This window comes from Rhodococcus sp. WMMA185, assembly GCF_001767395.1.
Lineage (GTDB): Bacteria > Actinomycetota > Actinomycetes > Mycobacteriales > Mycobacteriaceae > Rhodococcus_F.
Window position 1 is genome coordinate 2,741,081 of the sequence record NZ_CP017014.1, and the last position, 14,128, is coordinate 2,755,208.

General features: G+C 62.1%; 13 protein-coding genes. All 13 read right to left on the bottom strand.

Going from position 1 to position 14,128, the window contains the following annotated elements; all coding sequences use genetic code 11:
• Positions 1-31: 31 nt before the first annotated feature.
• The 13 genes from BFN03_RS12255 to rplA all read right to left on the bottom strand — a co-directional run bounded on the left by BFN03_RS12255 (position 32) and on the right by rplA (position 14,058).
• Positions 32-1,279: an MCE family protein gene (locus tag BFN03_RS12255; RefSeq protein WP_070379227.1), complete on the bottom strand. Its 1,248-nt coding sequence runs from the start codon at positions 1,277-1,279 to the stop codon at positions 32-34.
• A complete protein-coding gene (locus BFN03_RS12260) occupies positions 1,276-2,547 on the bottom strand; it encodes an MCE family protein (protein WP_070379228.1) in 1,272 nt (423 codons plus the stop codon). Before BFN03_RS12260 ends, BFN03_RS12255 begins: the two co-directional genes overlap by 4 nt.
• Complete coding sequence (locus BFN03_RS12265; RefSeq protein WP_070379229.1) at positions 2,544-3,803, bottom strand: MCE family protein; 1,260 nt, start codon at positions 3,801-3,803, stop codon at positions 2,544-2,546. Before BFN03_RS12265 ends, BFN03_RS12260 begins: the two co-directional genes overlap by 4 nt.
• Positions 3,803-4,798 carry an MCE family protein gene (locus tag BFN03_RS12270; RefSeq protein WP_070379230.1) on the bottom strand — a complete coding sequence of 332 codons (996 nt, stop codon included), beginning with the start codon at positions 4,796-4,798 and terminating at the stop codon, positions 3,803-3,805. Before BFN03_RS12270 ends, BFN03_RS12265 begins: the two co-directional genes overlap by 1 nt.
• Positions 4,795-5,874, bottom strand: coding sequence for an MCE family protein (locus BFN03_RS12275; RefSeq protein ID WP_070379231.1), 1,080 nt, complete (start codon positions 5,872-5,874; stop codon positions 4,795-4,797). The genes BFN03_RS12270 and BFN03_RS12275 overlap by 4 nt, the downstream gene beginning before the upstream one ends.
• Positions 5,871-7,229 (bottom strand): MCE family protein, encoded by a 1,359-nt coding sequence (locus BFN03_RS12280; protein ID WP_070380875.1) that lies wholly within the window; start codon positions 7,227-7,229, stop codon positions 5,871-5,873. Before BFN03_RS12280 ends, BFN03_RS12275 begins: the two co-directional genes overlap by 4 nt.
• On the bottom strand, positions 7,226-8,086 hold the full coding sequence (locus tag BFN03_RS12285) for an MlaE family ABC transporter permease (protein WP_070379232.1): 861 nt from the start codon (positions 8,084-8,086) through the stop codon (positions 7,226-7,228). The genes BFN03_RS12280 and BFN03_RS12285 overlap by 4 nt, the downstream gene beginning before the upstream one ends.
• Before the next feature lie 4 nt (positions 8,087-8,090).
• A complete protein-coding gene (locus BFN03_RS12290; RefSeq protein WP_070379233.1) occupies positions 8,091-8,885 on the bottom strand; it encodes an MlaE family ABC transporter permease in 795 nt (264 codons plus the stop codon).
• Positions 8,886-8,894: 9 nt separating this feature from the next.
• Positions 8,895-9,977, bottom strand: coding sequence for an ABC transporter ATP-binding protein (locus BFN03_RS12295; RefSeq protein ID WP_269748465.1), 1,083 nt, complete (start codon positions 9,975-9,977; stop codon positions 8,895-8,897).
• A gap of 172 nt (positions 9,978-10,149) precedes the next feature.
• Positions 10,150-11,400 carry an RNA-guided endonuclease InsQ/TnpB family protein gene (locus BFN03_RS12300; protein WP_070380876.1) on the bottom strand — a complete coding sequence of 417 codons (1,251 nt, stop codon included), beginning with the start codon at positions 11,398-11,400 and terminating at the stop codon, positions 10,150-10,152.
• Positions 11,401-11,824: 424 nt separating this feature from the next.
• Positions 11,825-12,214, bottom strand: a complete 390-nt coding sequence (rplL, locus tag BFN03_RS12305; protein ID WP_070379235.1) for a 50S ribosomal protein L7/L12 — start codon at positions 12,212-12,214, stop codon at positions 11,825-11,827.
• A gap of 77 nt (positions 12,215-12,291) precedes the next feature.
• Positions 12,292-12,852: a 50S ribosomal protein L10 gene (gene rplJ / locus BFN03_RS12310; protein WP_070379236.1), complete on the bottom strand. Its 561-nt coding sequence runs from the start codon at positions 12,850-12,852 to the stop codon at positions 12,292-12,294.
• A gap of 489 nt (positions 12,853-13,341) precedes the next feature.
• Positions 13,342-14,058, bottom strand: coding sequence for a 50S ribosomal protein L1 (gene rplA / locus BFN03_RS12320; protein ID WP_070379238.1), 717 nt, complete (start codon positions 14,056-14,058; stop codon positions 13,342-13,344).
• Between the last annotated feature and the right edge of the window lie 70 nt (positions 14,059-14,128).

The window sequence follows — 14,128 nt, forward strand, 5'->3', positions numbered from 1 at the left end:
TTCTTCTACTCACGCCTGATGGAGATCGACGCTACTTGGGGGTAACCCCTAGGAGCGGCGCAAGTTGCGTTGCTATGGGGTTCAAATTCAGGGTGTCCGGCATGACCTTCGGCTTGAAATCCCAAGGCTGAATCGTATCCGGATCTGCGAACACGATTCGGTCTGCACTGCGCACTCCAGTCACACTCCCCTGGGGCACATCGCAACTTGCCTCGGTATTGAAGGGGAAGTCTTGCTGGGTGTCGTCGAAGTTCGGATCCTGCCGCTTCATCTCGGCCAAAATCTCGTATGTCTTCTCGTAGCCGATGGTGCACGACGGCGGATTGTTGGTTTCCAAAACGATTCCCTGATGCACCGTTCCGTCTCCCGGCGCCACAGTCCCGGCCGCCCCGGCGATGGCCGGCAGGAAGATGAGCAGGGGTCGGAGAGCGACTGCGCGCGGACCAAGCTCTTCGGCCACTGCGGCAAGGTTCGTCAAATCAGTGGTGAGGCTCGGCCCGGTCTCGCTCACCAGTCGTCCGATCTCGTCGCTCGCCGGAGTCCCCTGATCGATGATCGAGCGGATGTCGGGGTCACTGCTCCGGAGCTGTGCCGCAACGGCGTCGAGGTCGGAACTGAACTGAGCGATAGCCGACGACTGATCGGTCTGCGTAGCCAACACAGTCTCACTGTCTCCGATGAGGGACAACGTCTCCGGGAGCACGTCGAGTCCGTCCCGCGACAATGCGGAGAGGGAATCCGCCAGCGTCTGCAAATCGTCACCCTTGCCGTCGAAAGCCGCTCCCAGTTCGGTGACGACTGTGCGCAGCGGATCGATCGGCACGGACTTGACCAGAGTGTCGGTTGCCATCAGCAACTGCTCCACGGGAACAGGTGTGAAGGTGTTGCCCTCTTCGATCTCCGAGCCATCGCGGAGGAAGGGGCCCTCATCGTTGTCGGGCTGGAGATCCACGTACTGCTCACCGATCGCTGACCGGTTGGCAACGACCGCCTTGGCCGATGCCGGAATCTCGGACCAGCTGTTGGAGATCTTCAATTGGACGTTGACACCCGTCGGGGTGAGCGACAGATCGCCCACCCGACCGACCGGAACGCCGCGGTACGTGACCTCGGCATTGGTGAAGATTCCGCCGGAGTCTTTGAACTGCGCGTTCACGTCGTATTCACCGAACCCCAGCAAGTTGTCCAGTCGGACATACTTGCCTCCGACGTAGACCAGCCCGAGTACCGCCACGAGGACGAATACGACGAGCTGGATCCTGACCACCCGCGACCTCACTGTCCACCTCCGATTCCGAACTGTTCGAGCAGTCCCGCAAACGGATTCTGCGGGGATCGCGGCTCACTGGGTGCGCCGCCATCCTCGCTGCCGTCCACCGGTGCCGCCACACCCCTCGGGGCGGGAAGCGTCGGCAGAATCGGAAGCAGCGATACGGTTGGCCAACCTGCCTTCGGGCCGTTGCCGTTGTAGTACGGATTCGACGGATCGACAACCGGCTTCGGTTCGCCGAACTTCGGCGGAACATACACCGGGTCGCCCTGGCCGACCCCGAGGGCACTCAGCGCGTTGCCGATCTGAAGATCGACCGACAGGAACAGGTTCACCGAACCGCCGAGCGCGATCTTCTCGATACCGTCCGGGAATGGAAGTGTCGGTATGAACGCGAGCGAATTGGGCAAGTCGTCGCCCGACTCGGCGAGTGCTTGCAACGTCGGACGGAGGGCGAGCAGGTCGGCGATCAGATCATCCTTCGACTGATTGATTACCTCAGTTCCGACGGTACCGAGTTGGTCCAGCTGCACCAGCAACTCGGTGAGCTGCGGACGCTGTTCTTCGAGTACTTCAGCAGCAATCGGGAGCTCGTCGAGGATGAGCCCGATCTTTTCGTTCTGTTCGTCGACACGTGCGGTCAGCGTCCCGAGACCGTCTAGGGCGCGGGTGATGTCGTCGCGTTGCTGGTTGAGACCGTCGATGAGGGTGTTCGCCTGTTCGAGCAATCCCCGCACACGGTCCTCACGCCCGTCGAGGGCAAGGCTGAGCTCATGCACGATCGGCTGCAGTTGACCCACACCACCGCCGTTGAGCAGCAGCGACAGTGCGCCGAATACTTGCTCGATCTCGGTGGCATGCCGGGTTCGGTCGAGCCCGATCGTGTCACCGTCTTCGAGTCGCGCGGGATCCTTGTCACCCGGTGGTTCGGACAGCTGCACGAACTTCTCACCGAGCAGGCTGGTCTGATCTATGGCAGCGACAGCATTTGCTGCGAGATCGACCGACGAGTCGAGGACCACCTCGACGTCCGCCGTCCACCCGTCCGGTCCCACCTTGATCGTTTCCACGCGGCCCACGGGAACACCGTCGACCTTCACCGCGGACTGCGGAACGAGATCGAGGACGTCTTCGAACTGAATCGTCAGATGCATCGGATCGCTGCCGATGTCCGGTCCCCCCGGCAGAGGAACTCCGTAGATTCCCTCAGACGAGCAGGAACTCACTGCGACGGCAACGGCACATACGCCGGCCCCGAAGATTATCGGCCGCTTCATTCGCCCTCACCGCCCAGCACGCCGTCGAATCGCGGCGACACGACGCCCGGCACCGTGCCAGGTGTGACCATCCGCTGGATGTTTTCCCCACTCATGATCCCGAACGGAAGCACAAGCGACGGAGACGATGTCGCCTGCTTGATCTCCGAGGCAATTGCCATGCAGTTGTCGATCAACGGCTGCATTTGCTCTCCGAGTTGCTCGAACTCCGGATCTCCGGGCTTGAGGTTACCTAGATCGATCAGCTTGCAGAGAAGGGCGGCGGGATTCTCCAAGTCCGGCAACGCAACACGCGAGGCGAGCGTTCCCGACTCCGCATCGTAGGAGTTGGCCAGATTGCTGATTGCCAGCGGGAGCATTGTCAGCGAGTTCACCAGGGACTCCCGGTTGTCCGCGAGTGTCTGCGTCACCGGAACCAGGTCGTCCACATTCTTCGCAAGAATCTCCCTGTTGTCCGCAACGAACTTCGAGACGTCACCGAGCGCAATCGCCAGCTGATTGAGAGCAGCCCCCAGGTTCTCCCGCTCGCCTGCCAAGAAACCAGTCAGATCCGAAAGCTGCGAATTGAAGTCGCGGACTTGCTGGTCGTTGGCGGCCAGCGCGCCCACGAAGACCTCGAGGTTCTTGACGGTCTCGAACAGGTCGCCGCGACTCTCGTTCAGCGTACGGGCCGCGTCGGAAAGATTGCTGATGCTCTCCCCCAGCGCCTCTCCGTTGCCGTCGAGGTTTGCCGCGCCCGTCTCGATGAACTGCGATAGCGCGCCTTCCTTGTTCGCCCCATTCGGGCCCAGAGCGTTCGAGAGCTCATCGATGCTCGCGTACAGCTCGTCGACCTCGACAGGCGTGGCCGTGTCCTGACGCTCGATGGTCGTGCCGCTGGCCATCTTCGCCCCTCCCGTGTAGACGGGCGTGAGCTGAATGTAGCGGTCGGACACCACCGACGGTGTGATCTGTGCAGCCTTCGCGTCTGCGGGAATGTCTACTCCGCGATCGACCCGCATCTCAACCTTCACCTGGTCGCCCTGCGGTTCAACGCTGTTGACAGACCCGACCTTGACTCCCAAGACCCTCACATCGGAGCCCTCATAGATGCCGACTGACTTGTCGAAGTACGCGGTGATCTTCGTGGTACCCACGCGCGCGAACAGCCACCACAGGGCGCCCGCGATCACCAGTGCCGCGACCACGATGCCGGCGACGACCACGATGAAGCGGCGGCGTCCACCGCGAGCTTCTCCGTTCAGAATGTCCATCATCAGTTACCTTCCAACCGTCGGCTGGGTTCGCGGTTGCCGGAAGAATCGGGTATCGACGGCGGCAAGACATTCACGACGGCCTGATCGAACCAGCGACCGTTGCCGACCACGTTGGTGTAGAGGCGAATGAAGGGCTCGTACAGTTTGGTCGCCTTGTCCAAGTTCTCTTGGTTCGCGTTCAGGATCTCGACAACGCCATGAAGCTGTTCGAGCGCCGGACCGATGGCCTCCTCGTTCTCGCGAACGAGTGCGGTCAATTGCTGTGACAGTCTTTGCGTTCCACTCAGCAACAGCGAAATCGACTGCTGGCGGTTGTTCAACTCGTCCAGCAACACTCCGGCATCACCGATCAATCGGTTGAACTCGGCATTGCGGTCCGCAAGGATCGTCGTGGTCTGGCTGGTCGCGGCGAACAGTTTCCGCAGTTCCTGGTCGCGGCTCGCGATGGTCAGAGACAATCTGCTCACGCCGTCGATCGATGCGCGGATCTCGGAGGGCGTCCCCTCGAGAGCCTGAGACAGCGTCGTCAAACTCTCCGCGAGCTGATCGGTATCGATGTTGCCAACCGTCTCGGCAGTCGCCGAGAAAGCTTCGATCACGTCGTACGGAGAAGTGGTCCGCTCGAGGGGGATCACGTCACGGGGATTGAGCGTCTTCGAACCACGTGGTTCGAGGGCCAGATATTTCTGACCCAGCACCGTTTTGATCTGAATCGAGGCCGACGTTTCGTTGCCGACCCAAGCATCCGACACCTTGAACTCGACATCGACACGGTCACCAGCGAGTTCGACCGAAGTCACTTTTCCGACCTTGACGCCTGCGATCCGGACTTCGTTGTTCGGCTTGAGACCTGCCGCCTCGGTGAATTGGGCACGGTAGGTCGATCCGGCGCCGATGATCGGCAACGAATCGAGGAAGAAGGCCGAGACTGTAACCAGCAGCACTACGAGAATGCCCAGGGCTCCAGCCGCCGCCGGACTGCGACGTCTGCTCATCGTGATTGCAACTCCTGTAGCCCTTCTTGGGTGCACCGTTTGGCCGAGTTCGTGTAGACCGGCTCATTGACAGTGGGTAGGCCGGTGGGCAAATTCAACTGGGGCGCGGTACCTGGACCTGCGACAATGTCGACCCCGCAGAGGTAGAACTGGAACCAGGATCCGTAACTGGCTGCCCGGCCCAGTTTTTCGAGCTTCACCGGAAGTGTCTCGAAAACACTGTTGAGGGTTTCGGAGTTGCGATTCAGCGTGCCGGCCAACGTGTTCAGCGATGCGATGGATTCGGTGATCGACGGCCTGGTGGGTTCGAGCAGATCGGCGGTCGCATCGGCAAGTCCCGCGAGAGAGGTCACCGCGGAGCCGACCGTTCCTCGCTCGGCCGCCAACCCAGAAACGAGTTGCTGAGTATTGACGATCAGCGAATCGAGTTCATCGTCACGTTGATTCACAGTATCGAGCACGTTGTTGAGGTTGTTGATCACCGCACCGATCACCTGGTCCCTGTCGGCAATCGTGTTGGTCAGGCTTGCCGTGTTCCTGACGAGGTCCTCTATAGTTCCCGATTCACCTTGAAACACCTGGATGATCTGGTACGAGAGCTTGTTCACGTCGTCGGCGCTGAGAGTCTGGAACAAGGGGCGGAATCCGTCGAACAGTGTGGTGAGGTTGACAGCCGGCTTCGTCCGCTCGAGCGGAATCGTGGCACCGCCATTCAACTTCATACCCTGTGGGCCATCCCCCTGTTCGAGTGCGATGTATCGCTGCCCCACGAGGTTCCGGAACCGGATGGTTGCGGTGGTACCGGCCGGAAGCCAGTCCCGCTCCGCCACCGAGAACTCGACCTTCGCTTCGCGCTCGTTGTGGATCTCGATGTCCTCTACTTGCCCCACGCGCACACCGGCGATTCGGACCTCGTCGCCCTCGTTCAGTGAGGTGACATCCGAGAAGATCGCGTTGAACTTGGTACCGCCCCCTCCGCCTAGATTTGCGATGGTGGCCGCAAGCAGACCTGTCGCCAAGATGGTGACCACGGCGAAAATGATCAGCTTGACCAGTGGCGCTGTCAGGCTCCTCATTCGAAGCTCACCTCGGTCCCCCTCATGGCCGGCGCACCGACGAGCGTCGTCCAGCTCGGAACGTCCTCGGGGGCGATGCCGACTGCCTCGCCGTAGACAACGTCCAATGTGTCCTGCTCCATCTTGGAACCCGCGTAACTCGCCGGCGTGACCTCAGCTCCGTACCCCGGGACCTTGTCCGGGACACCGGCAGGCGGCGGCAAGAACTCTATGTCCGTCGGACCAGGATTGCGAGAAGGTACCTGGTAAGCGCCGTCGTTGTACGAAGACCCACCGGGGTACTGCGGGAAGAATCCGCCAGGGGCCGTCACGTCGTCGTAGCAGGCGGGGCCGCGGTCGTCGAGCAGCCTTGGCTCATCCTGATTGGGTAGGTATCGGCCCTTCGGGTTGACGAACTGAATCGTGGCGCGCGCGCCCGGATACGGATCGTCGAGACGAAGCAGATCGAGAGCGGTGGGTGCAGTGCTCGCGAATCCTGCGAAGGCACAACCGAAGGTCGGTGAGTAGCGACCCAGAAGTTGCAGTGTCTCGCGTGAATCTGAGGCGATACCGACGATCGAATCGGCATTGGTCTGCAACAGATCCGCCGCACTCACCGAAGTCCCGGTCAGGGAAGCGAGCAGTGTGGAGATCTCACCCTGCTTCTCCACCACGGTATTTCCGGTAGTTCGCAGATTATCGAGTGCGTCGATCAGATCGGGCGCCGCCTCGGAATACGTCTGAGTGAAGTCAGCCAGACCACGCAGATCCGCCTGGATGGAAGGAAGTTCGGTATTGAGTGCACCGAAGATCTCTTCGAGACGGTCCACGGTCAATCCGAGTTCCGTACCACGCCCGCTGAGGCCCTGAGCCAAAGCGCCCAGCGTGCTCGCGAGGTCGTCCGGTGGAATCGCCTGGAGCAGCGGAAGTAGATTATCGAGAACTTCACCGATCTCGATAGCGTTCCCGCTCTTGTCCTGATACAGCGTGTCGCCGGATTGGATCGACGTAGCGCTGCCGTCTTCCGGAAGGATGAGCGATACGTAGCGCTCACCGAACAATGTCTTGGGCAGTAGGCGCGCCGTCGAATCGGCCGGGATCAAACCGGCTTTGTCCGGCTGGATCGCCAGGGCCAGGCTAACCGCGCCGTCCCTCGTCGACGTCGACCGGACCTCACCGACGATGAGACCACGGACCTTCACGTCCGCGTTGGCCGGCAGCGCATTTCCCGCAGTGTCCGTAAGGAGGTTGACCTCGACGACCCTGGTGAACGACTTGTTGTACACACCGATGGTGACGGTCAGGAACAGCGCAACGACCAGGAAGAAGACCATTCCCAGCAATCTTCTGCGCACAACCGGCGCCGTGTTTCTCATCCAGCCACCCTCACTGTTGTAGTTGTGCCCCACAAGGCGAGACTGACGAAGAAGTCCAGAACGGCGATGGTGATGATCGCCGCACGAACTGCCCTACCCACGGCCACACCGACTCCGGCCGGACCGCCCGACGCGTGGTAGCCGTAGTAGCAGTGAACCAGGATCAGCACGAAGGCGAATATCAGCACTTTCGCGAACGAGTAGAGAACGTCCTGCGGCGGTAGGAACAGGTTGAAGTAGTGGTCGTACGACCCTGTCGACTGACCGTTGAACACGGTGGCGATAGTGCGGGATGCGAGATAGGCAGCCAACAGGCCCACGATGTAGAGCGGGATGACGGCAACGAACCCCGCGATCATGCGAGTGGTGACGAGGAAAGGCACGCTCGGCACTGCCATGACCTCGAGCGCGTCGATCTCCTCCGAGATCCGCATAGCACCCAGTTGAGCGGTGAACCCACAGCCGACGGTCGCCGAGAGTGCCAGCGCCGCAACGACAGGGGCGAGCTCACGGGTGTTGACGTAGGCGGACAGGAAGCCGGTGAGCACCGAACTGCCCAGCTGCTCGAGCGCCGCGAAGCCCTGTAGGCCCACAACCACGCCGGTAAAGCCGGACATCATGGCGATCACTCCGATGGTGCCACCGATGACGGCAAGAGCGCCCGTGCCGAAGGTTACTTCGGCGAGCAGTCGGAGCACTTCCTTGCGGAAGTGCACCAGTGTGTGGGGAAGCCATGCGATGGCCCTGGCATAGAAGGACATCTGCTCGCCGGCCTTGTCGAGCGCATTGAGCGGGGCCCGACCGACTCGTCGTGCGGTCATCAGAGTCTGGTCACCGCGGCCCTTTGCGACTGTCATCGGGTCACGATCCCTTCGCCGGAACGATCTGGAGGTACACCATGGTCAGAATCAGATTCGCGAAGAAGAGCAGCAGGAATGTGATGACCACCGACTGGTTGACGGCTTCGCCGACGCCTTTCGGCCCGCCCTTCGGGTGGAGCCCCTTGTACGCGGCAATCACACCCGCAATGAGGCCGAAGACAGCGGCCTTCACCTCACCGACCCAGAGATCGGGAAGTTGCGCGAACGCCGAGAAGGACGCCAGGTACGCGCCGGGGTTTCCCCCTTGGAGGACGACGTTGAAGAAGTAGCCGCCGGCGATTCCGACCACGGACACAAGGCCATTGAGCAGAACTGCGACGAGAACCATGGCCAGCACCCGAGGGACGACGAGTCGCTGGACCGGGTTGATGCCCAGAACTTCCATGGCATCGATCTCTTCGCGGATCGTCCGCGCACCGAGATCTGCGGTGACCGCCGAACCCGCCGCGCCAGCCACCAACAATGCCGTCACCATCGGTGCGCCCTGCTGGATGACAGCGAGCACACTGGCTGCTCCCGTGAACGACTCGGCACCGAGCTGTTTGATCAACGATCCGGTCTGCAGCGACACCACTGCACCGAATGGAACCGCGACCAACGCCGTCGGAAGAATCGTGACACTCGCTATGAACCAGGCCTGTTCGATGAACTCACGGAACTGGAACGGCCGCCTGAACGTGTTGCGTACGACCTCGACAAAAAGTTCGACTATGTTGCCGGCTTGCGTCAGCGCGCCTTCGACCGGCCGCAAAACCGAGTTGCGGGAAACCGCCATGCGTTGTGCCTACCCTTGCCCGCTAGTGGTGTTCTCGTACCCATCACCCTGATACGCGGGGATAACCTGTGTGTCTTCCTGGCTGTACGCGTAGTCGGCATCGCCGTCGTGATTATGGTCGAAACTCTCCTGGATGGCGAGCTGTGCACTCTCGGGCAGTGTGTGCATGATGTGCCGCACTCTTTCCTGCCTGCGGGCGACGGCCTGACGGAACGGCATCCCCGGGGTGGCCCTCATCTGGGGGACGATTCCCTCGATATCGTCCACGCCACCGGCGTGATGCCCGGCGTCGACCAGCGCCTGCTCATGGGCCATCTGCGCCTCGTCCTTCTCCTCCGACATTCCGATCGGTCCGATCATCGTGCCGTTGAGGAACTGCTTGACCACCGGCTCCTCGCTGGTGAGCAGCACCTCTCGCGGCCCGAACATCACCAGTTGCCGCCTGAAGAGCATGCCGATGTTGTCCGGAACCGTACGCGCCAGGTTGATGTTGTGCGAAACGATCAGGATCGTCGCATCGATCTCGGCATTGATGTCGATCAGCGTCTGGCTGATGTACGTGGTGCGCACCGGGTCCAGACCAGAGTCCGGCTCGTCGACGAGGATGATCTGCGGATCGAGGACCAACGCGCGGGCCAACCCGGCACGCTTGCGCATACCACCGGAGATCTCGCCGGGCAGTTTCTCCTCCGCCCCGAGCAGACCGACGAGTTCCATCTTCTCCATGACGATCTTGCGAATATCCGACTCGGACTTCTTGGTGTGCTCTCGCAACGGGAATGCCACGTTGTCGAACAGGTTCATCGATCCGAACAGCGCACCGTCTTGGAACAGCACACCGAAGAGCTTGCGGATTTCGTAGAGTTCCTTGCTCGAGCATTCGAGGATGTTGGTGCCATCGATCACGATCGATCCCTGCTCCGGCCGAAGCAGGCCGATCAGCGACTTCAGGAAAACCGACTTGCCCGTACCGGACGGACCCAGCAACGCGCTGACCTCACCCGCCGGGAGGGTCAGTGTGACGTCTTGCCAGATCCTCTGTGAGCCGAAGGACTTGGTCAGTCCTTCAACGGCTACCTCGACTCCCACCAATACCTCCGCGACCGTCCGATGCACTCACTCATATGGGCTGGGTCACCCTATCTCATGGGAGTGCCATCTGTAACTGGGCATACTACTAATGAGTAAGTATGGATGCCAAGGTCAACTGCTCAGCCCTGAAGGACTGAGCTTGCAGCTGTCACACCCCACTGGCTGTCAGGTGTCACGCCACGCCGGGGACCGTTGACTGGGCCCGGTAGTCCTCGGCGGCTCGATACGCGATGTTGTGCGAGCCGACAATATCCGCGTGTTCAACGAAACCGCAGCCCAGACAACAGAACCGGTCCTGGTGGGGCCGGTTCTTCTTGTCGATATGACCACACCGAATGCAGCGGCGGCTGGTGTTGGCCGGATCCACCGACCTCACCGGCACCCCCACCCGGGCGGCCTTGTAGGAAATGAAGGCCCCGAGTTGCGCGAACGCCCAACTCGAGTGCGTGGCCCGTTGGGGCTTGCGGAGCCGTACCCGCTCGCGGATGCCCGTCAGGTCCTCGACGGCGATGCCGCGTCCGGTGCGTTCAGCCACAGCCACAACCTTCTTGGAAATCTGGTGGTTGACGTCGGCGGCGAACCGGGCTTCCCTCCGAGCCCGGCGCCGCAACAGTCTCTTGGCGGACTTGGTGTTCTTCCTTTGCAACGCCTGCCGCAGTTCCCGGTTGCGGGTGCGCCGGTCCTTGGTACTTCCCCTACCGGCAGGGCCATCTGGGGCGCCGTCCCCGTAGGTGTCGATGAGGTGATCACCGAGCACCCGGTCCGAGGCAACCGCGATGTTCACCACCCCTAGGTCCACCCCGATCCACCCGTCCGGGGTGTTCAGATGGTCCCCGGAGGCGACCGGGGGGTCGGGCAGGTCGCAGGTGGCGATCAAATACGCGGTCGGCTTCCCTGTCCGATCACAGTGGATCACCAGATCGGTTTCCCCCTTGCGATACTGCCGGAGCATCGCGACCTGGTCGGGGTGGCCGACGAACCGCAGGTTCTTCACCCGCCCGTCGACCGTCCAGATCGACACCGTGCCGGCATTGTCGCTGTCCGAGTCGTACTGCCAGGACAGGCACCGGTCATCGAAGGGTTGCGCCGCATCCGGGCGGAACCGGATCGGGGTTGTCTCCACCCGCTGGCGGCGTCTCGACCCTTTCGGACCGTACCTGCCATTCCGCAAATTGGCCCGCAACGTGGTGTACGAGTCGGCGACCTTCCGGATCACCGACTGCGCCACCTGAGCACCCAAACCACCATGCTCGCGGGCGGTGGCGTAGGTGATCGCCCGCAGATCACGTTTCCGGAACACCCGCCTCTCGTGCGCGATGCGGGCCACCAGGGTGGCGGTGTCATTGCACACGGCCAGGGTGCGCACCACAGCATCGAGTTGCTGGGCATCGGCCAGCACCTTCACCCGCACCACCTGCTTCACACCCCGGACCGTAACAGCGACCACCGACACCAACCCGAAACCCGAACCAAAACGCACGCAGAGGCCGTTCAGCTACTCCTGCACTCTCCACCAGTTGACGCGATTCCTCCCCGCACTGAAGGACCGGGGTTCCTCGCGACGCAGCGCGGAAATTCCGCCGGGAACCAACGCGCCCTTTTGGACATCGGTACGTGGAATACTCGGTCGCGCATCCGGACCCGACTACATCGGGAGCAGTTCGAGGCCTCTCGGCGCCTCGGTTCAGACGGCGCCTCGGTGCAGACGGCGCCTCGGTTCAGACGGCGCCTCGGTTCAGACGACGCCTCGGTTCAGACGACACAGGATTGAAATGACCAAGGGCCATCCCCACGGATGGGGAATGGCCCTTGGTGTCCGCTCTGAGAGCGGCGCGGCAGAGACCGTCTTACTTGACGGTGATCTTCGCGCCGGCAGCCTCGAGCTTCTCCTTGGCGGCGTCGGCCGCTTCCTTGTCGACCTTCTCCAGGATTGCCTTCGGAGCACCCTCGACGAGGTCCTTGGCTTCCTTCAGTCCGAGGCCGGAAACGACCTCACGGACGACCTTGATGACCTGGATCTTCTTGTCGCCGGCCGACTCGATGACGACGTCGAACTCGTCCTGCTCGTCAGCAGCTTCGGCGCCGGCAGCAGCCGGGGCGCCTGCGGCGGCAACGGCAACCGGAGCGGCCGCGGTGACCTCGAAGGTCTCCTCGAATGCCTTCACGAACTCCGAGAGCTCGAGGAGGGTGAGCTCCTTGAACTGGTCCAACAACTCGTCGGTGCTGAGCTTCGCCATTGTGGCGTCCTTCCTGTAAGTCCCATGTCGCTGATCCGCGACCGGGTGGGGTTATAGCAGTGATGCGCGGGTGCGGATCAGCTTTCGGCTGCAGCCTCGGCGGGAGCTTCTGCCGCTCCACCTTCTGCTGCCTTCTTTTCCTGCAGCGCGGCGGCCAGACGGGCCACCTGCGAGGCAGGAGCATTGAACAGGCCTGCGGCCTTCGCCAAGTTGCCCTTCATCGCGCCGGCAAGCTTGGCCAACAGGACCTCGCGGGACTCGAGGTCCGCGATCTTGTTGACCTCGTCCACGGACAGCGCAGCGCCGTCCATGTAGCCGCCCTTGATGATGAGCGCCTTGTTGTCCTTCGCGAAGTTCTTCAGAGCCTTCGCGGCATCGACGGGCTCGCCCTTGATGAATGCAATGGCGGTCGGACCGACGAAAAGGTCATCAAGGCCCTCGACGCCCGCCTCTGCAGCGGCACGCTTGACAAGGGTGTTCTTGGCGACGGAGTAGGTGGCACCTTCTCCGAGAGCGCGTCGCAGTGTCGTGATATTGCCCACCGTCAGGCCACGGTATTCCGTGATGACAGCGGCAGTCGAACCCTTGAACTGCTCAGCGATCTCCGCGACCGCGGAAACCTTCTCAGGCTTTGCCATACTTCGCCTCCTCTCATGACAGTCGTTGTCCCACTTCGGAACCGCCATGCACTGCCGGGATATCCCGGAGCACACGATCCACGACATGCAAAACGCCCCGGTGCAGGCACTCGGGGCGTAAGAGGAAGCGATACGGTGGCGGCGCGAAACCACAACCGAGGAGCATCCCCCTAACCTCGTCCTCCTGCGTGGGCCGCCGGGCATTCCCGGACTTTCAATCGCACCCTTGCGGGAAGCGATCACCAACGGTCTTGGGTAGAACATGATTTTGGGGTGGAGTTCACGAACTGCACTGGACTCCGTACAGCAGAGTACGGCATTGCGGGCACTGTCGCCAAATCGACCCTGGTCACGCACCCGAATTCGGGCGGGCTCCCGGTGGAGGCGCACACACCGTCGGGCTCTCTCGATCGCGACGCAAGTCCCGAGAACAGTTCGGCCGGTACGGGTTTCCGTACCGGCCGAACTGTGTGAATTCGAATCGAAACTCTACGCGTCGACGTCCTCGAGGAGGTTGCGTGTGCGGTTCGGATCCACCGGGATGCCCGGTCCGGTGGTCGTCGACACGGTGATCTTCTTGACGTAGCGACCCTTCGCGGAGGACGGCTTCGCACGCAGGATCTCGTCGAGAGCGGCGCCGTAGTTCTCCACCAGCTTGGCGTCGTCGAACGAGGCCTTGCCGATGACGAAGTGCAGGTTGGCCTGCTTGTCGACGCGGAAGTTGATCTTGCCGCCCTTGATATCGGAGACAGCCTTCGTAACGTCGGCAGTCACCGTGCCGGTCTTGGGGTTCGGCATCAGGCCACGCGGTCCGAGGACGCGGGCGATGCGACCGACCTTGGCCATCTGATCAGGGGTTGCGATCGCGGCGTCGAACTCGAGCCACCCGCCCTGGATTCGCTCGATGAGGTCCTCGGCACCGACTGCGTCAGCACCAGCGGCCTCCGCCTCGGCAGCCTTCTCCCCGACGGCGAATACGATGACGCGGGCAGTCTTACCGGTGCCGTGCGGCAGGTTGACCGTGCCGCGGACCATCTGGTCCGCCTTGCGCGGGTCGACGCCCAGGCGGACGGCAACCTCGACGGTTGCGTCCATCTTGCTCGACGACGTCTCCTTCGCCAGCTTCGCAGCCTGCAGCGGGCTGTAGAGCTTGGTGGCGTCGACTTTCTCAGCGGCGGCGAGATACGCCTTGCTGCGCTTTGCCATTGTCTTCTGTCCTTACTTTTCACCTCAGCGACCGAAGTGCTGCGGTGGTAAATGGTTCAGTTGTGGTCCG